Here is a 19,804-nt window from a genome sequence, read left to right as displayed (position 1 = left end):
TCCTACAGGATGATGTTTTCCCATTGCTTCGGCGTTTACCGGCCTTCGCCACGAACGTATGCTGTCGGCGCTTGCTTCCCCCGCTGGCGCACTATGCTTCCGTGGCCTGCCGCGCCCTGACGCTTTACCTGAGCCGACCCGTTTCGGTGGACGAAATCGATGCCTGCCAATCCATCTCCGCAACATACTTCCGCTTACGGCCGTCTGCGTCTTGCCGCTTGGCTGGAAGGGCTGACCCTGTTGACCTTGCTATTCATCGCCGTGCCTTTGAAGCACCTGTCTGGCCATGCCGAAGTGGTGTCCGCAGTCGGGCCGGTGCACGGCCTTGCATTCCTTTTCTATCTTTCGCAGCTGTTCCTCGCGGGCAGCCGCGGACAGTGGCCTGCCAGCCGCTGGATCGGATTCTTCCTTTGCGCGTTCATCCCCTTCGGTTTCATTCTTTCGCTACGGGCGTTGCGCCGCATGGAGCACGCCTGATCACGAGCGGATGAAGCGCGTCGGGGAATACGGAGTAGGGTCAATGTACGGCGATTCGCCGTTGATCATCTCAGCGAGCAAGCGCCCGCTGGCAGGGCCCAGCGTAAACCCCTGATGCGCGTGCCCGAAGTGGAACCATAGGCCGCGATGGCGGGGCGCCGCGCCAATCACGGGCTTCATGTCCACGACGCATGGGCGCGCACCCAGCCAGGGTTTCTGTTCGACGGGCTCGCCCAAGTCGATGAGTTCGCCCACGGCGCGTTCGGCTTTTCTTAGCTGCAGCGGCGTTGCCGGTGCGCCGAGTGCGGCGAATTCAGCCCCTGTGGTTAGCCGCAATCCTGCATTCATCGGCGCGAGCATGACGCCGTTTTCGGCATCCAGCAGTGGCATGGTCAGCGTCTTCGCCGCGCGGTAGTGGCGGTGGTAGCCGCGCTTGACGAACAGGGGCAGCTGGTAGTCGAGCCTATCGGTAATCTGTGAAGACCACGGCCCCAAGGCAATGACGGCGTGCTCGGCCAATACGTCACCGTCGTCGGTTTTGACGCTCCAGCCCGCGCCGACCTGCTGCAGGGAGTCCGCATCACCTTGCAGAAAACGCCCACCAAGGCGTTGAAATAACGCAGCGTAACGTTCCACCAGCGTACCAGGGCTGCGAACCGTCCAAGGCTCGACCCAATGAATCGCACCGGCCATCGCGCGTACGAGCCCGGGTTCGGCCGCAGCCAGCGCGCTGCTATCCAAAACCGTATGTTTGATCCCGTACTCGAGGCTTTCTCGCTCTGCTTCCCGTTGCGCGAGCTCGAAGGCTAGCGGGGTTCTAAAGCCCACGCGCCATCCATCTTTGCGGATCAGGTCATTCGCCCCGGCTTCTTCGATCAGCGGCGCGTGCTCGCTGATCGAGTGTTCGATCAGGCGGCTCCAGGCCAAGGCGATTTCGCGGTACCGCGGGGGTGACGAATACCACCAGTAGCGCAATAGTTTCGGGGCGATGCGGGGCAGGGCATCCAAATGGTAGTTCACATCAATCCCGCCCTTACGCATCACCTTGAACAGCAGCGAGAAATCCCGCGGAAACGGGTACGGCTCGACGGCTTCCCGCTGGATGATGCCGGCGTTGCCGTAAGACGTTTCCAGCCCCGGAGGCCGGCGATCGACAAGGGTGACGGCATGGCCTCGCTTGATGAGTTGCAGCGCGGTGCTGACGCCGATCATTCCCGCCCCGAGCACGATCACTTCATATTTCATGCGTGGCCCAAATTGTCCTTTCCGTCTGTACGAGTGTAGTCAACGGCGCGACGGCTGTTCACGTCTTGATGCGCCATAGCGGCAGTGGTTGAAATAGCCTTGGTAAGAAAACGGAGGGTTTCAATCGGCCGTTTCTGCAACACCCACCCAGCAGCTGCACCTGGTGCTGTGGCGCCGATAGCACCGCTTTAGTGGCGGACCGTGGAAATGGACCAAGTGTTCCAGCGAGGCCCAAACTCATACCGGTCACGCACGGTCGACTGGCTTTACTGCACGACAGGGCTTGCAGGCGCTGGTCGATCATCAACTGCTTCCGGTCCCGTTGTAAATCGGTCGGCCATGCGGACGATGGCGCTGCGTTGAGCCCGAATGTAGGCAAAAAACGCTTGCGCGACAGGGGACAGGTACTTGCCTCTGGGATGCGCGACGCACCAGCTGCGCATGAGTGGCAGCTCGGCGACAGGCAGTTCCACAAGCAAGCCGCTATCCAGCTCTCGGCGCACGGAATGGCGAGGCAACAACGCCAGCCCGAGCCCGGCCATCACGCCCTCGCGTTGAGCTTCGGAAGATCCGAGTTCCAACGTATGAGGGAAATGCGCACGCTTTTGATGGCAGTACTCCTCACAAGCGCGACGTGTTCCCGAGCCTTGCTCGCGCACGAGCAACGGCCAGCGCGTAAGGTCTGCAAGGTGGATATGCGCCATCTTGCATAGCGGATGGTTGGGGGGCGCGACTGCGATGATTGGGTTTTCGAGAAAGGGCAGGAAATCCAGCGGAACGTCGTTCGGTATTTGCGAAATGATCAGCAGGTCATCGCGGTCGCCACCCAAGCGTCGTACGGCTTGGCCATGGTTCACCACCGTGAGGCGTAAATGGATATCGGGGTGCGTCCTGCGAAACGCCGCGAACAGATGCGGTACGAAATATTGAGCGCTGGACTCGATCGCCAAGCTCAATTGGCCTTGTAGTGAACCCCGCAAATCTGACAGCTGCATGTCGAGGTTTTCCAGGCGTCCGAAGATGTCCTGGCTGGCTCGCTGCAGCGCCTCGGCAGCGTCGGTTAGGTAAAGTTTCTTCCCCGTGTATTCGAACAACGGCTGTCCTATCAGCTCTTCGAGTTGGCGGATCTGCAGGCTTACGGCCGGTTGCGTCAGTGACATCTCTTCGGCGGCGCGACTGTAGGACAGGCTGTCGCACACAGCGCGAAAGACCTGAAGTTGGCGCAGTGTCATACGCAGGAGCGCTTTACGCATGGCTTTGTCTCCTAAGGCTAAAGCGAATGAACATAAGTGATTGCTTATGCAAGGCCCAATAAATATTTATTTTAGTTAATTGCTGATGCCGGGTAGTGTTCTCCAGCGTTGACTACATGAATGCGCGGCGCGCTGTACGTCGCCCGCTAGGGTCGTTCGATCACGACGAACGAGCGCCGGACTGGAGGCAATGGGGTCGCTTCTGGCCTTAAATAAAAACAATTGGCTGATCGAGGGTGATGCACCGTGATCAAGAAGATACTGATCGCCAACCGTGGCGAGATCGCCGTCCGAATCGTACGAGCGTGTGCCGAGATGGGTATTCGTTCGGTCGCGATCTATTCGGAAGCCGATCGCATGGCGTTGCACGTCAAGCGGGCGGACGAGGCGCATAACATCGGTGAAGACCCTCTGGCGGGGTACCTCAATCCACGCAAGCTGGTGAACTTGGCGGTCGAAACCGGCTGTGATGCATTGCATCCCGGCTATGGCTTTCTGTCCGAGAACGCGGAGCTGGCCGAGATCTGCGCCGGACGTGGCATTAAGTTCATTGGGCCGAGCGCTGAGGTCATTCGCCGTATGGGGGACAAGACCGAAGCGCGTCGGAGCATGATGGCGGCTGGCATACCGTGCACGCCGGGCACCGATGGCAACGTAGCTGATGTCGATGAGGCACTGCGCGAAGGCGACCGCATCGGCTACCCCGTGATGCTCAAGGCGACGTCGGGCGGTGGTGGCCGTGGGATCCGGCGCTGCAACTCGCGTGACGAGTTGGCCCAGGCCTACCCACGCGTAATTTCCGAAGCGACCAAAGCGTTTGGGTCGGCCGAGGTGTTTCTCGAAAAGTGCATCGTTAACCCCAAGCACATCGAAGCGCAGATCCTGGCCGACAGCCACGGCAATACCGTGCACCTGTTCGAGCGGGACTGCTCGATCCAGCGCCGCAACCAGAAGCTCATCGAGATCGCACCGAGCCCGCAGCTTACCCCCGAACAGCGTGCCTACATCGGCGACCTCGCCGTACGCGCTGCGCAGGCCGTGGGCTATGAGAATGCAGGTACCGTGGAGTTCCTCCTCGCGGAAGGCGAGGTGTATTTCATGGAGATGAACACGCGGGTGCAGGTAGAGCACACCATTACTGAAGAGATTACCGGTATCGATGTCGTGCGGGAGCAGATCCGCATTGCGTCGGGACTGCCCCTGTCAATCCAGCAGGACGACGTGCAGCACCGGGGCTTCGCGTTGCAGTTTCGAATCAATGCCGAAGATCCAAAGAACAACTTCCTGCCCTCGTTCGGCAAGATCACGCGTTACTACGCACCCGGTGGCCCTGGCGTGCGAACCGATACGGCGATCTATACCGGCTACACCATCCCGCCGTACTACGACTCGATGTGTTTGAAGCTCGTGGTCTGGGCGCTGACTTGGGAAGAGGCATTGGATCGTGGCCTGCGGGCCTTGGACGACATGCGTGTGCAAGGGGTACGTACCACCTCGCCGTACTACCAAGAGATCCTACGCAATCAGGAATTCCGGAGCGGTCGCTTCAATACCAGTTTCGTGGAAAGCCACCTCGAACTGCTGAACTACTCGATCAAGCGCAACCCATCGCATCTGGCCATCGCCATCGCCGCTGCAATCGCCGCGCACTCCGGTCTGTGAGGAACGAACAATGAGCAAGAAAATCCACGTAACCGACACCATCCTGCGCGACGCCCATCAGTCGTTGCTGGCCACCCGCATGCGCCTGGAAGACATGCTGCCCATCTGCGACAAGCTCGATAAAGTCGGCTACTGGTCGCTGGAAGTCTGGGGCGGAGCCACCTTCGACGCCTGCGTGCGCTTCCTCAAGGAAGACCCTTGGGAGCGTCTGCGAGCGTTACGTGAAGCCTTGCCGAACACACGGCTGCAAATGCTGCTGCGCGGCCAGAATCTCCTGGGCTACCGCCATTACAGCGACGATGTCGTCGAGGCCTTCGTCGAGCGTGCCGCAGAAAACGGTATCGATGTGTTCCGCATCTTCGACGCGATGAATGACGTGCGTAACCTGGAAACGGCCATCGCCGCCGTGAAAAAGACCGGCAAACATGCACAGGGCACGATCTGCTACACGACCAGCCCGGTACACACCGTCGAGGCTTTCGTCGCACAGGCCAAACGGATGGCGGAGCTAGGCGTCGACTCCATCGCCATCAAGGACATGGCCGGTTTGCTCACGCCGTTCGCTACCGGTGACTTGGTCAAAGCGCTGAAGCAGGCGCTGACGCTCCCAGTGTTCATCCATTCCCATGACACTGCCGGTGTAGCGAGCATGTGCCAACTCAAGGCGGTGGAAAACGGCGCCGACCACATCGACACAGCGATCTCCAGCATGGCTTGGGGCACGAGCCATCCGGGGACCGAGTCGATGGTGGCCGCATTGCGCGGGACCGAGTACGACACGGGGCTGGATCTCGAGCTGATTCAGGACATCGGCATGTACTTCCATGCGGTGCGCAAGAAGTACCACCAGTTCGAAAGCGAATTTACCGGGGTGGATACGCGTGTGCAGGTGAATCAGGTGCCGGGTGGCATGATCTCCAACCTCGCGAATCAGCTGAAGGAGCAGGGCGCGCTCAACCGTATCAATGAGGTGTTCGACGAGATTCCGAAAGTCCGCAAGGACCTGGGCTACCCCCCTCTGGTAACGCCAACCTCGCAAATCGTCGGCACCCAAGCCGTGTTCAACGTGTTAGCGGGCGAGCGTTACAAGACCATCACCAACGAGGTGAAGCTCTACCTGCAAGGCCGCTACGGCAAGGCGCCAGGTGAGATCTGCGAACTCCTGCGCAAGCGCGCCATCGGCAACGAAGACGTCATCGAGGTGCGCCCGGCGGACTTGTTGAAACCGGAACTGCATCGTCTGCGCGCCGATATCGGTGAATTGGCGAAATCCGAAGAAGACGTTATGACCTTCGCCATGTTTCCTGATATCGGGCGCAAGTTCCTGGAGCAGCGGGCGGCGGGAACGCTCGAGCCGGAGGTGTTGCTGCCGATCCCTGAAGCGGGTGCTCCAGCAGCGTCGGCAGAAGGCGTGCCCACCGAGTTCGTCATCGATGTGCATGGTGAAAGTTACCGGGTCGACATCACCGGGGTTGGCGTGCGTGGCGAGGGCAAGCGGCAGATCTACCTGACCATTGACGGCATGCCCGAAGAAGTCGTGTTCGAGTCCTTGAACGAGTACGTCGGCGACGGCTCGGGCAGCAAACGCAAATCGGCGGGCGGCCCTGGCGACGTCAGCACCAGCATGCCGGGCAATATCGTCGATGTGCTGGTGAAGGAGGGCGATACCGTGAAAGCGGGGCAGGCCGTGCTCATCACTGAGGCAATGAAGATGGAAACTGAAATCCAGGCGCCCATTGCCGGCACCGTCAAAGCCGTGCATGTGGCCAAGGGTGATCGGGTCAATCCCGGTGAAGTCCTGGTGGAGATCGAGGGCTGACGGATGCCTGGAGCCGACGCAAGACAGGTGTAGACCCCGGTGGAAGCCCTGCGGGACTTCACCCTGCGTTTCTGGTGGCGTTGCATTGAGGTTACGGCGGATAAGGCTGCGCCGTTATCCACCCTACGGTTTTCACGTCAATCGGCGAACGTGGCACGCCACCGTAGGGTGGGTTAGCCGCAGGCGTCACCCACCGAACGGTTTACTCGGTTCCCCACGTATCGACGTAAACCTGCGTCAACCGCTCGCTGTCTTCGGATGGCAGTCGGGCTGTTGCGCGTCGACAGGCACGCTGAGCCAAGCCCTGGGCTGCCTTCGATGTCGGCTCGCTGCCATTGCGGGCGATGGCATGGAGCATTTTCTGAAGCCGTACGTTCAATTCGAGCGACGCGGCGCCATCACGCTCCAGCGCCCCGAAAGCATCTTCCATGAGATCTTGCTCATCGAGTGGCACGACAGTGACGCGTGTGCATTCGGCAGGTGACCGTTCAATACGTGCGGCATCGATGAATACCCGGGTCAGCGATGAAAGCACCGCGATGGGCGTGCCACTGTCGTTGACGGCGGAAGAGAGCCCGCGCTGGCCAATTTCACTCAGGACTAGCAGTCCGAAGCGAGGGTCCTGCTCGAAGGAGCGCTCAGTGGCGATATGGAATGCATCGAGGATACGGTCACGTTCCGTCGTATCGCTGCATTCCCGGTCGAGGATGGCGATGGGAACGCTTGGATCGATCCAGCCTCCGGGGCGCACCCGCACATGGCACTTCAGGTCCAGACGCTGTGCGAGCGACTGCAATGAGTTCACATCAATGAAGGCGAGATAGCCACTGGAAGAGGCGTGTACCGGCCAACCGTGTACCTCGCGGGGGCCACATTCTGCGTTCAGGTAAGGCTGGCGTCGGTGACTTTCCAACGAACGTGCAGCGACCCGTTCGACACGGGTGATGGTATCGCCCATTCGACCAAGCGATGCCAGGGTTTGCAGCCAGCGCAGTAGGGCGACGATGACCCACGCCGTCACGAGAACTGTTCCGATCAGCAGGACGAAACGCCCTGAGGGTCCGTAGTAGCCGATGCCCAGTGCCAATAGGGAAATGATCGAATAGATGAACGCGGCGATGAAGCTGGCAATGGCCGATTGCGCACTGTCGTCCTCGACCATCAGCCGGGTCGCACGCGGCGTTGCTGAGCTAGAGGCGGAGGAAAAGGCGCCCACCAAGATCGATAAGGAAAACGTGGTTACCGTCAGCATGCTCGACGCGATGATGGTGAGCAGGTTCTGCAGTGTGTCGCGCTCGATACTGGGAACGCTGGATTCAGGAAGGTAGCTGTTGGCCAAGGTGCCAAGCAGGGCGGCCGCGGTTGCCAACAGGCTCCAGAGCGTAGGGCGAAACCATAACTGCTTGCGCAGGCGCGCCAACCAAACCTTGAGTCTGAACATCCATACCGCTCCAGATACGACCTGCAATCGACCTTGGGGGTGACAGAAGAGTTTCGGTTGTGGGCCTGCGCGACGTCAAAATGGCTGGCCATTCGAATACCGCGTATTCACCCTTATGCGGATGGGCGTTCCAGCGACGTTCTGAACAGCGCGGCGACGAGATCGGTTTGGCTGACCATTCCGATCAATTGACCGTCGGCGTCCACGACCGGTAGCCGATGGCCGTGCGCCTCTGCAAGTGGCGTCATGAGGTCTTCGATGAATCGATCGGGATACACCGGCGCCACGGAATGCAGATATTCATCTAGCGGCATGTCCGGTTTCCCTGCGAGCTCATAGAGTCGTGATGCGGCCAGTACACCCTTGAACGCGCCGTTTTCCACCACGGGAAGGCTGTCCAGGCCATGCGTTGCCATCAGGCTCAAGGCCGCGCCGGCAGACGCGCCAACATCCAGTGTTATGACATCGCGGGACATGATGTCTTCGCAGCGCATACCCCCGAAACGCCTGCGATATACCTTCTTTTCAGTCTCGAACAACAGCCCTTCCAGATCCTTTTCGCTGATGTTCAGCTGCAGATGGCGGTCCACCAGAGCGGCGCGTACGTCCTCGGAACGGATGCCAACGCGTTCTTCTGGACGGATATCCGAGGTCGTTCTCGCCGACCCATCGAGGACGGGTGAGGGGTAATTGCGCTTGAGCAACCTGTTGAAAGTTAGAGCGATCAATACGATGGAAACGCAACTCAGGCCCACCGGTATCAACGCGAAGGCGTAGCCCAGGTGTGCGATGGGCTCACCGCCCAGGACGGCGGTCATCGCGACAGCACCGCCAGGGGGATGAACGCATCGGCCGGCAAACATGGCCGCTATCGCAAGTGAACTGGCCGTAGCAGCAGCCAGCCAGGGCAGCGGTATGACGTGTGCGCAGGCGACGCCGACAAGGGCAGAAAGCATGTTGCCCGCAACGATCGACCAAGGTTGGGCCAACGGGCTGGACGGCACGGCAAACAAGAGCACCGCCGAAGCGCCCATCGGTGCGATGAGCCATGGGCTGCTGGAATGACCCAATGTGGTGCGGCAAATCCACGCCGTGATGGCGAGGCCGATGAAGGCGCCTAGGCAGCTCAGCAGCTGCTCGGGAAGAGGCGTCGTTTGCGGGCGGGGACTGAAGCGTTTCAGCCAGGAAATGAACATGGTTGCGTTGGTGAGTGGCACACGAATGGGGCGTGTAACGTACCAAATGCACCAAAATGTTGCTAATTATGAATCGCAGCGATGATCTGGCTTAGAGAGTGGTGAGCCGTGTCGCGGTGTGATCCATCGCTAAACGCCTGTTAGGCCAAAGCGATCATTTTGGGGGGAAGCCCTGTGAGATTTCACCCTAAGAGGCGCGTCGCAAACGCCGAATTCAACCGCGCACCGCTCCACCTGCAAGGGCGCACAGCTCGATAGGATCGAGGATGTGCACTTCCTTGCCCTCTGCTTCGATCAGCCCTGTTTGTTGAAAGCGGGTGAACACCCGGGAAACGGTCTCTACCGCCAACCCAAGGTAGTTGCCGATTTCGTTGCGGGACATCGAAAGGCGGAATTGATTGGCGGAGAACCCGCGCGCATGGAAGCGTGCCGACAGGTTGACGAGGAAGGTCGCGATGCGTTCATCCGCGGTTTTCTTCGACAACAACAGCATCATTTGCTGGTCATCGCGTATCTCACGGCTCATGACCCGCATCAGCTGGCGGCGTAATTGCGGCAGTTGCAGCGCCAGTTCGTCGAGGCGCTCGAACGGGATTTCGCACACGGAGGTGGTTTCCATCGCCTGCGCCGCGACGGGGTAACGCTCGTCATCCATCCCGGACAAGCCCACCAGCTCGCTCGGCAGGTGGAAACCGGTGATTTGTTCCTCGCCGTTATCCGTGACACTGAACGTTCTTAGGGAGCCCGAACGAACCGCGAACACTGAACCGAAGGCATCGCCTTGTCGGAAGAGGTATTCATTTTTCTTCAGGGGGCGACCACGCTTCACGATGTCGTCCAGCGCATCCATGTCGTGGAGCTCCAGCGACAGGGGCAGGCATAGCGAGGCCAGACTGCAATCCTTGCAGTGAGCTTGGTGGGAAGTCCGGGGAGGGGAGTCGGACATGCTCGGGGTTCCATTCGTGATCGAAGTCACAGAGATTAACGCAGACATAAGCACTCTGTCAGTGTGGTCTTTGGCTGCCTAGATGACACGCGAGTACCCGCTGTGGCGTGCCTCGTTGAGGTAGCGGTCGAACAGCATGCAGATTGAGCGGACGAGCAAGCGCCCGCTTGGCAGGATGTCGATACCGTCGTCGTTCAACGTTAGCAGCCCATCGCGGGCCATCTGCTGCAGGCCAGGCCATGCGTCGGCGAAGTACGTCCGAGTGTTGATGCCGAAGCGCTGCTCGATGTCGCTGAACGACAGCCCGAAGGCGCACATCAATTCCATGATCACGGCACGGCGAACACGGTCGTCAGCACCGGTGCGAACACCGCGTACGGTAGGTAGCAGGCCGCTATCGAGGTTGCTCTGGTAGCGGTTCAAGTCCGTATCGTTCTGACAGTAGAGTTCGCCGACCTGACTGATAGCCGAGACGCCGAGGCCGATCAAGTCGCAATGCCCATGCGTCGTGTAGCCCTGGAAATTACGGTGCAGCCGGCCATCTTCCTGGGCAATCGCGAGCTCGTCGTCTGGCAGCGCAAAGTGATCCATGCCGATATAGCGGTAACCGGCCTCGGTCAGCTGTTCAATGCTGCGCCGGAGCATGTCGAGTTTTTGGGCAGGCTGCGGTAGGTCAGCGGCTTCGATGCGCCGTTGAGGCAGAAAACGTTGCGGCAAATGCGCGTAATTGAACAGCGACAGCCGGTCGGGTTGGAGGGCGATGACTTCGCTGACGGTGCGAGCGAAGCCTTCGGGTGTTTGCTTGGGTAAGCCGTAGATGAGGTCGAGGTTAACCGAGCGAAATTGCAGGGTACGGGCCGCCTCGATCAAGGTTCGTGTTTCGTCGAGGCTCTGTAGACGGTTGACGGCGCGTTGTACGGTTGGATCGAGGTCCTGTACCCCCAGGCTCACGCGATTGAATCCTAGCTCGCGCAGCAGGCCCATGCTCGACCAGTCGGCTTCGCGGGGATCGAGCTCGATACCTAGATCGCCCCCTTCGTCGAAGGTGAACCGTTCGCGCAGCGTGCGCATTAGGCGCCGCAATTCGTCGTGGTTAAGGAAGGTCGGCGTACCGCCACCTAGATGCACTTGCTGAACCTTCTGGCCCGCACCGACATGGCACGCCACCAGCCCGATCTCGTGCTCGAGGCGTGCCAGGTAATGCGTGGCGCGCGAGCGGTCCTTGGTGATCACCTTGTTGCAGGCGCAGTAGTAGCAAATGTTCGCGCAGAAGGGCACGTGCACGTACAGCGACAGAGGCCGGCCGGCGCGCTTGCTGTCGCGCAGGGCTGAAAGCAGGTCGAACGCGCCAATGCCATCGTGGAACTGAAGTGCAGTGGGATAGGAGGTGTAACGCGGGCCGGCATGGTCGTAACGACGAATCAGGTCGCCGTCCCAGCGGATGGCATCGAGCATGGCGGGCTCCGGGAAGCAGGGATGCCCGCCATGTTAATGAGGCTTCGGCTGAGGCCATTGACCTGAGTCAAGGAAATTGTAGGGGCGACTACAGCGGATGGCCGCCCCGCAGATGGCCGCCCCACGGATGGCCGTCCCGTCACCCCGACAAAATCAAAAGTGTTTCCGCACGCCCGCTTCCTGTAGGGGCGACTTCAGTCGCCTGTCCTATGCCTACTTCTTCACCCACTTGCCATTGAGCTGGATGTATTGCCCTGATGGCGTGCGGTCCAGTGCTTTTTGTCCGGCGATCGCTTCGACGTCACCCAGCTGAATACCGTTTTGCTGCGCGACTTTTTGGTATTCGGCGCGGCGTGCGCCATTGATGAGTTCGGCGATTTCCTGGGCTCGCGGGCTGGCCTGAACCACGCCCAAATAACCGTTGGGTTGTTCGCCTACCTGGCCGCTTTCCTTCGCGCCACCTAGCGCGCTCATGGCCTCGTTGAGGTTAAGCGCGAACGCGGGAACGCTGATGGCGGCGAGCAGCGCAACGATGAAGGGAAATTTCAAACGCATGGGCAGGCTCCTTAAAACAGTCCGCTGGATTCGCTGATGATGCCGTCCAACGCCTTGTCGACCTTGATATAGATTTCGTGCTCGATTTTGACGTTCAGGTTGATGTTGATCGGCTCGTTTGGCACGGCGAGCTGCACGGTCGGGGTGCAGGCGCAGATGAATAACGTCAGAAGCACAGGGCTAAGCAAGCGTAGCGGCATCAGGGGGTAACCTCCGTGGCAGGCGCGGCCGGTTTGTTGCGTCGTTGCAGGCTTTCCTGGACACGTCGCTGAATGGTTTCGCTCACGCGATCGGTGAGTTGCAGACTGGTCAGCAAGGCCGGGATGTCCTCTTCCAGGTTGATGTTGAAGTTGATCTGCCGTCCTTTCTCGATAGCCGGATTGCTACCTTCAAGCCGCAGGGACAGTTGAAGTGTGCCGTCTTCGGCATAGTCGACGCCACTGTTCAGCGCGCGATAGCGAAAGTCCTGCAAGGCATCGGCCACCAGCTTCATGCCCGGGTTGGTGCTGCCCAGTGCACGAATGCGCTCGGACCGAAAGCTCAACACGCCGCCAAGCGACCGGGCGGTTACCTTGCCGTTCTCGATGATTGGCCCCTTGCCGGCGAATCTCACTGGCATCTCTCCGTCAAGCGTACCGGAGCCAGTCAGGCCTTCGGTGGGGTAGAGCCGTAAAAGCTCGGCAAGGTCCAGGCCGACCATGCGGACGTGTGTCCGGCCCGTATTGCGCGCAAGGTCCCATTGGTCTGGCGCGAGTTCGAATTGGCCTTGGGCAAAGCGCAGGTGCGCACGTTGCCAGTGCAAGCTGCCCTGGGTAGGCGCGTCCAGGGACGCAGCATAGCCGCCCGCCAAATGGAGCGGCCCGATCGGCAGCCCTGGATTCAACTCCCTGACCTGGGCCGCAGGCAACGTAATGGATAAACGATCGTTCTCGATGCTTACGGTCGCTTTCACATCCATTCCTTCGAACTCGAAGCGATCGTAGATGCCCGCGATACCGCTGCCATCCGCGACTAAGGTCGCGGTAAGGGGCCGTCCGGGCGCCAGGGTGAGGTTCCCATTCCACCGCAAGCGACCATTTCCCAGGGTCAGCGTCTCCGGCCATGCTGCAAGGCTTTCGCGTATCGGGTTACCGGCTCGGAAAAAGAGCTCATTGCCTTGCAGAACGATGGACTGACCTTGGCCGGCGCGATTGGTGATATCCGTTTGTATGCCGATCCCGCTGTCGCCGGTTAACGTGCCCTGCAAGCGCTGCCGGTCCAAATCGCCTTGGACCGTGCCTTGCCATCGCCAGCCCTGGGGCTTGAGGGCGGACTGCACGAAGCGTTCGGTGCGCACCGACACGTTGCCATTGAACGTCAGCGCGCCGAGACCGCCACCCGTATCGAAGCCGGTGGCAACGTGAATGGGCGTTGCGGTCAGGTCCAGCCGCTCCAGTGTCAGCCCGCCGCTAGCATCCGCTGTCCCGAGTTCTCGGGTTTGCACGCGCGATCCTTTATTCAGTGTCGCGGTGAAACGGTCGGGATCGAGTTTCGCGTCCATCGCCAATTGCATGTCCAGGCCCAGCACGGTCACGTCGCCCCATTGAATCGAGGCCGCTTTCGCAGTGAGACGGGTATTGTCGAGTGCAAGGCTGCGATTGGCCGTATCGACCTGCGCATCGCCCTGTACGCGCAGTTCGGTAGGGCCGTAAACCTGGACGTCCACTTTGACCGGCAGCACGCCTGGCGCGGTCGCAGCCGCCGTTGGAAGCGGCCGCGCACTGAAGCCCAGGCGTGAAGGGCGCATGCCGCTGGGAATGCCTTTCAGCCAATCGCCTTGTGGCTCATCGAGAAGGAGATCGGCGTCCAGTCTTCGTGGCAGCCAGAGTCCATCCGCGGCGGACCATTCGGTATCGAGCCTACCGTACAGGCTGCCAACGCCCGGCACGGGCCAGGGTGTTGGCACGGTCAGCCGTACCGCGGCGCTTCCGTTCGCCGCCATCAATCGCTGGACGTCAATAGGGCCCGGCGGTAGGTCCAGTCGCCAATTTGCGGCCAGCGTCATGTCCTGCGGCGGCAAACGGTCATCCGGTAGCGTCAGCCATTCCTTTGCCCACTCCCACAACCAGGGCGCTTCCCGCAGCTCTGAAATATCGAGAAGCCCCGTCCATCGTTGCCGCATGGGGTCGAGCTCGAACGCCGTATCTACACGCCCGCGAGTGACGCCATCCAATACAAGATCGCCAACGACACCCACCCGATCGAGCGACCTGGTTAATTCAAGATCCAGCGCCGCTGTATGCGCTGCACGTTCCAGTTGAATGTGTACTTCTAGCGGTCCACCTGCGCCGTCGTGGGTCGTTTGAATGTTGCCGTTCAGCTGGCAACGGCCCATGGGACAGGGCAGCGCTGCGGTGAAATGCCGGATGTTCACGTGCTCTGGTAGCCACTGGGGCAGCGGGGGTAATTGCGCGATATCCAGTTCTGCAGGGGTATCAGGTACCGAATCTTTGGCCGAGGGCGTCCACGCAATACGCGCGTCGGCAACTTGGACGTCGTCGGGCAGCCAGGCGGTTTGCCATCCTACGCGCAGCGATTCGAGTTCTATAAACCATTCACCTCCGGCGTTCGTCTGGCGTATTGCCAGATAGTCGACGGTGGGGCCCGCGCTTGCCCATCCCAAGCCGTGCCAGGCCAGTTCGATACCTTGGCGCTTGAGTCCCGCGACGGCTATGGCATAGGCAATCAATAAAAGTACGAGAAGCGCCGCAAGCGCGCTTGCGGCGCTCATCGCCGCTCTACGAAAAAGGGAGGTGGACCGGTCTCTTACCACACGTCGGACCTTGTTCCTGAAAGAGGGGGCACACGAAGCGCAAAATGGGTTGACAACGCGCCGAGCCTGCAATGTCTTTTTTACAAGATCAAGGGCTAGTGCAGGCTGACTACTGGAGATATTTCCACTTGATTTTCAGGCATCCCGCACCCGGCAAGGGCTACGACGCTTCGCCCCGTTTGGGGGCATGTGTGTGCCCACTTAATTTAAGTTGTGCACATTCACAAAGCAGTAAAGGTATTGACATTCACAGAGGCCCGAAAACACTGGGTTTGACGAAGTGTGTTTCGCAAGTTGCTGAAAAATATAGATTTTTTGGAGTGATGAAAAAAGCGTCAATTTAAGTGAAGTGCCCGTGAAACAAGGGTTTCGGAGACTTTCCACCATCTTATCCACGAAGTTATCCACAGCTTTTGTGGATTGTTTTTGAGCCATTTCTAGATCGTGCGCATGCCGTCATGGCAAGCATTTTTTTGAACCAGACGGCGTATTCCAGTGGCCAGTATCCCTTAGGCTTTCATGAGATGACGGCTGATAAGTGCGCGCAGCGCTGCCGGCTTCAATGGCTTGGGTAAATAGTCGCAATGGCACGCGCGAATTTCGGCAATACGTTCCGGATGACCATCTGCACTGATGATCACGGCGGGCAGTCCTGGCAATCCTGCTGAGCGGATCCAATCCACCACGGCGGTTCCGGTATCGCCACTGTCGAGATGGTAATCGGCGAGGATGAGCTGTGGCGGCTGAGCGCCGTCCAGCACCTGTCCACATTCCATGCGGTTACGCGCGACGGACACGGTGCAATTCCAACGCGTCAACAGGCTGTGCATACCGGCAAGGATGCTTTCTTCGTTATCGACGCAGAGGACGCGTAAGCCAGACAACGCGCTGTCGTTCTGCACGGCAATCGGCGCGGTGACAGCCGTGACGGGACGCGCGGCCAGCGGCACGGCAACGCTAAACACGCTACCTCGCCCAGGCCACGACCTGACTGAAAGGGGATGGTCCAGCACGCGGCAAAGCCCATCGGCAATGGCGAGACCCAGCCCAAGGCCTTTTTCGGCGCGGGTCTGATGGCTATCCAGGCGCTTGAACTCCTCGAAGATCTCTTGCTGCTTGTTCTTGGGAATGCCGGGGCCGCGATCCCACACCTCCACCCGAAGCCGCATTCCGTCCCGCCGTATGCCGAGCAATACCGTGCCTTTAGCGTACCGAAAGGCGTTCGTCAGGAAGTTTTGCAGGACCCGTCGCAGCATCTTGATATCGCTGTCGACGAAGGCGCCACTGCATACGATTCGCAGCGTGACGCCTTGTTCTTGCGCCAATGCCGTGAATTCACTGCCCAGTGTCTCGAACAGCATCTGGATAGGAAACACACTGCGCTCGGGGTTGAGCCGGCCGCTTTCCAGGCGCGAGATATCGAGCAGATCGGTGATGAGGTCTTCGGACGAGCGGAGCGCACTGTCGAGCTGGCGAACCAGCGAGGCGGCATCGGCGCCTAGCGCCTCCTGATGCGCCAGTGCCGCGGAGAACAGACGCGCAGCGTTCAGTGGCTGCATGAGGTCATGGCTGACCGCAGCGAGAAATCGCGTTTTCGACTGGTTGGCCGCTTCGGCGTGAGCCATGGCCTTGCTGAGTGCAGCGTTCAGCTCCGAGAGTTCGCAGGTGCGTTCGGTCACGCGTTGTTCCAAGCCTTCGTTCGCCGCCTTGAGGGCGTTCTCCGCCTCCCGGAACTCGGTGATGTCGGTGAAGCTCATGACGAAGCCACCACCGGGCATCGGATTGCCGATGAGTTCGATGACTCGGCCGTTGGGGAACAAGCGCTCGGACGTATGCGGGGTGCCTTGGCGCATCCAGAAAAGACGTTTCTCCACGTGCTCGGCGGGATCGCCTGGCCCGCAAAGACCGCGCTCGGCATTGAAGCGAATGATGTCGCCGATAGGGCGGCCCACTTGGATCAACTCGTCCGGGTATTCGAAGAGCTTGAGGTATTGCTGGTTCCAGGCCACCAGCCGCTGCTCGTGGTCTGCAACGCTAATGCCTTGCGTGATGTTTTCAATTGCGCCCTGCAACAGTGCTCGATTGAACTGCAGCACTTCGGAGGTCTCGTCGGCGATACGTACGACGTCCTCCACCTGCATCTCCCGGCCTTCGATGGCGGCCTTGACCACCGCCCGTGTCGACGACGCGCCCAGCACCCCAGCCAGCAACCGTTCGGTATGGGCGATCCAGTCGCCGTTCGCGGCCTGGGAGGGCGTCAGCGGTGTGCCTTGAGCATTGGCGAACTCATGGAAACTGGCGCGTGCGCGCTCTTCGCCGACGAAGCGTCCGGCGAGCAGGATAAGATCGGCAATCTGCACAGCGAGCAGTGGTCGCTGACCTAGCCGATTGCCGAGTTCCTGACCAACGAAACGGCTGGCCTGCCAATGCTCGGAAACGCGTGTCCGCGATAGCAGAGATACCGCCGCGAACAGTAGGAAGTTGGCCGAAAGCGAAATTACGACCCCCCGGGTAATAGGGTCCACGCTGATACCGATGGGTTGGTAGAGCAGCCATTCCAGACCCGGGAAGGTGCTCAGTGGCCAATTCAACGCGCGCGAGAGCTGCGGCAGGACCAACACGTATCCCCAGCAGGTCGCTCCCGCGGCCAGTCCCGCGAATACACCTCGGCGGTTGGCTTGTTTCCACAGCAGCGCGCCGACCATGGCTGGGGCAAGCTGCCCAATGGCGGCGAACGCGATTTGGCCAATGGTAGCCAGGCTGGCGGTAGGGCCCAGCAGCCGGTAACAGACGTAGGCCAGCAGGACGATGAGGGCGATACTGACCCGGCGCGCTGTCAGTATCCAGAAGCGGAACAGCACGAATGGCCGCTCGGCGTTTTGCCGTCGCAACAGCCATGGCAACAGCAGGTCGTTGGTCAATATGGTGGAGAGTGCCACGCTGGCGACGATCACCATTCCGGTGGCTGCCGATGCGCCGCCGATGAAGGCGAGCAAGGCCAGCATCGGATACCCCTCTGCCAGCGGCAAGCTGATGACGAAGGAGTCCGGGATCACGCCTGCCGGCAAATGCATCTGGCCGGCCAGGGCAATCGGCACTACGAATAAGGCTGCGAGCAACAGGTATGCGGGAAACACCCAGCGCGCCACGTCCACGTCGCGCGCTTCGGTATTCTCGACGACGGCGACATGAAACTGCCGAGGCAGGCAAAGGATCGCGATCATCGACATGCCGACCTGCACGAGCAGATAGGGCCAATTGACCGTTTCCGCCCAGTACGCGTCGAGTCGCGCGTCGGCGTGGGCCCGGCTCAACAGGTCGCCAAAGCCATCGTGCATCGTGTAGACAGCAAAGACACCCACCGCGAGGAACGCCAGCAATTTGATGATCGATTCAAACGCAACCGCGAGAACCAGTCCGCGGTGGTGTTCGGTGGAGTCCAGGCTGCGCGTGCCGAACAGGATTGCGAAGAGTGCAAGCACTACGGAAATGATGAGGGCGGTGTCCTGGGCCTGGGTGGTCGGAGAATCGGCATTGGCACCAATCAACAGGTTCACGCCCAGAACGATGCCCTTGAGCTGCAGGGCGATGTAAGGCAACACACCCACCACGCAGATCAACGCAACGACGATGGCCAGCGCCTGTGATTTGCCGTATCGCGCGGCGATGAAGTCAGCAATCGATGTGATGTTTTCCTGTTTGCTGATCATCACCATCTTTTTCAGCACCCAGGGCATGCTGAGCATCAGCAGCGCGGGACCGAGGTAGATGGGCAGGAACGACCACAGCTGCTCTGCCGCCTGGCCTACCGAGCCAAAAAACGTCCAACTCGTGCAATAGACCGCCAGCGACAGGCTGTACACCCAGGCGCGCAGGCCGGCTGGAAGCGGGGTCTTGCGGCGGTCACCGTAGAAGGCGATGGCAAAGAGCACCGCCATGTAGGCCAGGGCAATGAGGGTGATCAATCCGATCGATAGGGTCATGCAAGCTCCGTGGCCTTCCCGGCGACGCTTTGCGTCGGAAGTCTATGCGGCGCGGCGCGTGGCGTCACGACCGAATCAGCAATGCACGTGCCCCGGCGCCATCGATCGCGGCGCGCTCGGCGCGCGGTCGATAGGTGCGGGGTAGGGTCGTTGCGTCGTGTCAGGCAACGACGCGCCCGCGGAAAAATCTTCAGCGCATGTCGGTTTGGAAGGGTAAGCTTCCGAGTAGCCCTTCATTCGTTTCCATGCTGAGCGCCCGTTGGTTTTCAACCATGGAAGCGTGGCAGCCAGGGCGCGTTATTCATCGGTGCGAAGTTGCCTTGAGTCGAATCTTCGCGCCTGTTAGCGTGCTTCGTCGGATGTCCCTTTCGTTCGAGAGATCGCCCTAATGTTCGAACCACAGCCCGTCACCCTGCAACGCGGCGCTCTGCGCCTGGACCCGCTGGCCGAGACGGACGTTGCGGAGCTGGTCAGCCTGGCTGATCGTAACCGCGAAGAACTGCGCTACATCAACGGGCCTTTGCGTCCGGACTGGTACCGCCAGGCCATTTCCGATCAACGGGATAATCTCGTCGTGCCGTTCGCCATTCGGCTGGGCGATACGTTGGTCGGCACGACGCGTTTCGGTGATTTCATGAACGCGTTGCCAGCAGCGGAAATCGGCTGGACCTGGCTCGATGTCGCGCAACACGGCAGTGGTCTCAACGCAACGATTAAATACCTGATGCTGCGCCACGCCTTTGAGAATTGGCAGTTTGTACGGGTGCAAATGAAGACGGCTGCCAGCAACCTTCGAGCGCAGGCCGCCATTGAAAAGCTGGGTGCGGTACGCGAAGGCTTGTTGCGCAACCACCGTCGCCTTGCCGACGGGCGCCTTGACGATACCGTCCTGTTCAGCATTACCGATCGCGAGTGGCCTAATGTGAAAGCTCGGTTGGAAGCCGGCTTTTCCGGCTGATC

The 19,804-nt window shown here is 60.3% G+C and carries 14 protein-coding genes; 4 read left to right on the top strand and 10 right to left on the bottom strand.

The window, feature by feature from the left end; translation table 11 throughout:
* Positions 1-159 precede the first annotated feature (159 nt).
* Positions 160-477 carry a DUF3817 domain-containing protein gene (locus IEY47_RS00395; RefSeq protein ID WP_188981173.1) on the top strand — a complete coding sequence of 106 codons (318 nt, stop codon included), beginning with the start codon at positions 160-162 and terminating at the stop codon, positions 475-477.
* Here the strand turns inward: IEY47_RS00395 and IEY47_RS00390 are convergent, their stop codons facing one another.
* Together IEY47_RS00390 and IEY47_RS00385 are read right to left on the bottom strand one after the other, a co-directional pair.
* Positions 478-1,722, bottom strand: coding sequence for an NAD(P)/FAD-dependent oxidoreductase (locus IEY47_RS00390; protein WP_188981172.1), 1,245 nt, complete (start codon positions 1,720-1,722; stop codon positions 478-480). It lies immediately after the preceding gene.
* Between the two features lie 266 nt (positions 1,723-1,988).
* On the bottom strand, positions 1,989-2,975 hold the full coding sequence (locus IEY47_RS00385) for a LysR family transcriptional regulator (protein ID WP_188981171.1): 987 nt from the start codon (positions 2,973-2,975) through the stop codon (positions 1,989-1,991).
* Positions 2,976-3,221: 246 nt separating this feature from the next.
* On the opposite strand from IEY47_RS00385, the gene IEY47_RS00380 reads away from it, so the two are divergent.
* Positions 3,222-4,637 carry an acetyl-CoA carboxylase biotin carboxylase subunit gene (locus IEY47_RS00380; protein ID WP_188981170.1) on the top strand — a complete coding sequence of 472 codons (1,416 nt, stop codon included), beginning with the start codon at positions 3,222-3,224 and terminating at the stop codon, positions 4,635-4,637.
* A gap of 10 nt (positions 4,638-4,647) precedes the next feature.
* A complete protein-coding gene (gene oadA, locus IEY47_RS00375; RefSeq protein ID WP_188981169.1) occupies positions 4,648-6,456 on the top strand; it encodes a sodium-extruding oxaloacetate decarboxylase subunit alpha in 1,809 nt (602 codons plus the stop codon).
* Positions 6,457-6,658: 202 nt separating this feature from the next.
* Here oadA and IEY47_RS00370 read toward each other — a convergent pair whose 3' ends face one another.
* The 8 genes from IEY47_RS00370 to IEY47_RS00335 form a co-directional block, all read right to left on the bottom strand.
* Positions 6,659-7,897 (bottom strand): DUF2254 domain-containing protein, encoded by a 1,239-nt coding sequence (locus IEY47_RS00370; protein ID WP_188981168.1) that lies wholly within the window; start codon positions 7,895-7,897, stop codon positions 6,659-6,661.
* Between the two features lie 113 nt (positions 7,898-8,010).
* Positions 8,011-9,093 (bottom strand): HPP family protein, encoded by a 1,083-nt coding sequence (locus IEY47_RS00365; RefSeq protein WP_188981167.1) that lies wholly within the window; start codon positions 9,091-9,093, stop codon positions 8,011-8,013.
* A 214-nt stretch (positions 9,094-9,307) separates the two neighbouring features.
* On the bottom strand, positions 9,308-10,039 hold the full coding sequence (gene fnr, locus IEY47_RS00360) for a fumarate/nitrate reduction transcriptional regulator Fnr (protein WP_188981166.1): 732 nt from the start codon (positions 10,037-10,039) through the stop codon (positions 9,308-9,310).
* Positions 10,040-10,117: 78 nt separating this feature from the next.
* A complete protein-coding gene (hemN, locus tag IEY47_RS00355; protein WP_188981165.1) occupies positions 10,118-11,494 on the bottom strand; it encodes an oxygen-independent coproporphyrinogen III oxidase in 1,377 nt (458 codons plus the stop codon).
* Between the two features lie 213 nt (positions 11,495-11,707).
* The gene (locus tag IEY47_RS00350) at positions 11,708-12,049 is read right to left on the bottom strand and encodes a YdbL family probable chaperone protein (RefSeq protein ID WP_188981164.1); all 342 of its coding nucleotides are present in this window, start codon (positions 12,047-12,049) and stop codon (positions 11,708-11,710) included.
* 11 nt (positions 12,050-12,060) lie between these two features.
* On the bottom strand, positions 12,061-12,249 hold the full coding sequence (locus tag IEY47_RS00345; RefSeq protein ID WP_188981163.1) for a YnbE family lipoprotein: 189 nt from the start codon (positions 12,247-12,249) through the stop codon (positions 12,061-12,063).
* On the bottom strand, positions 12,249-14,819 hold the full coding sequence (locus tag IEY47_RS00340; RefSeq protein WP_188981162.1) for an intermembrane phospholipid transport YdbH family protein: 2,571 nt from the start codon (positions 14,817-14,819) through the stop codon (positions 12,249-12,251). The genes IEY47_RS00345 and IEY47_RS00340 overlap by 1 nt, the downstream gene beginning before the upstream one ends.
* A gap of 551 nt (positions 14,820-15,370) precedes the next feature.
* Positions 15,371-18,844: a hybrid sensor histidine kinase/response regulator gene (locus tag IEY47_RS00335; RefSeq protein WP_188981161.1), complete on the bottom strand. Its 3,474-nt coding sequence runs from the start codon at positions 18,842-18,844 to the stop codon at positions 15,371-15,373.
* Between the two features lie 388 nt (positions 18,845-19,232).
* Here IEY47_RS00335 and IEY47_RS00330 point away from each other — a divergent pair, with 388 nt between their 5' ends.
* On the top strand, positions 19,233-19,802 hold the full coding sequence (locus IEY47_RS00330) for a GNAT family N-acetyltransferase (RefSeq protein ID WP_188981160.1): 570 nt from the start codon (positions 19,233-19,235) through the stop codon (positions 19,800-19,802).
* Positions 19,803-19,804: the final 2 nt, after the last annotated feature.

The organism is Pseudomonas matsuisoli, from assembly GCF_014647635.1.
GTDB classification, from domain to species: Bacteria; Pseudomonadota; Gammaproteobacteria; order Pseudomonadales; family Pseudomonadaceae; genus Pseudomonas_P; species Pseudomonas_P matsuisoli.
Note: the sequence above shows the minus strand (reverse complement) of the source record. Positions and strands in the feature narration are given on the sequence as shown.

Excerpts from the sequence above, each read along its gene's own strand:
- IEY47_RS00330 (WP_188981160.1), top strand. The coding sequence starts at position 19,233 with ATGTTCGAACCACAGCCCGTCACCCTGCAACGCGGCGCTCTGCGCCTG.
- IEY47_RS00335 (WP_188981161.1), bottom strand. The coding sequence starts at position 18,844 with ATGACCCTATCGATCGGATTGATCACCCTCATTGCCCTGGCCTACATG.
- IEY47_RS00370 (WP_188981168.1), bottom strand. The coding sequence starts at position 7,897 with ATGTTCAGACTCAAGGTTTGGTTGGCGCGCCTGCGCAAGCAGTTATGG.
- hemN (WP_188981165.1), bottom strand. The coding sequence starts at position 11,494 with ATGCTCGATGCCATCCGCTGGGACGGCGACCTGATTCGTCGTTACGAC.
- fnr (WP_188981166.1), bottom strand. The coding sequence starts at position 10,039 with ATGTCCGACTCCCCTCCCCGGACTTCCCACCAAGCTCACTGCAAGGAT.
- IEY47_RS00385 (WP_188981171.1), bottom strand. The coding sequence starts at position 2,975 with ATGCGTAAAGCGCTCCTGCGTATGACACTGCGCCAACTTCAGGTCTTT.
- IEY47_RS00365 (WP_188981167.1), bottom strand. The coding sequence starts at position 9,093 with ATGTTCATTTCCTGGCTGAAACGCTTCAGTCCCCGCCCGCAAACGACG.
- IEY47_RS00345 (WP_188981163.1), bottom strand. The coding sequence starts at position 12,249 with ATGCCGCTACGCTTGCTTAGCCCTGTGCTTCTGACGTTATTCATCTGC.
- IEY47_RS00390 (WP_188981172.1), bottom strand. The coding sequence starts at position 1,722 with ATGAAATATGAAGTGATCGTGCTCGGGGCGGGAATGATCGGCGTCAGC.
- IEY47_RS00395 (WP_188981173.1), top strand. The coding sequence starts at position 160 with ATGCCTGCCAATCCATCTCCGCAACATACTTCCGCTTACGGCCGTCTG.
- IEY47_RS00350 (WP_188981164.1), bottom strand. The coding sequence starts at position 12,049 with ATGCGTTTGAAATTTCCCTTCATCGTTGCGCTGCTCGCCGCCATCAGC.
- IEY47_RS00340 (WP_188981162.1), bottom strand. The coding sequence starts at position 14,819 with ATGAGCGCCGCAAGCGCGCTTGCGGCGCTTCTCGTACTTTTATTGATT.
- oadA (WP_188981169.1), top strand. The coding sequence starts at position 4,648 with ATGAGCAAGAAAATCCACGTAACCGACACCATCCTGCGCGACGCCCAT.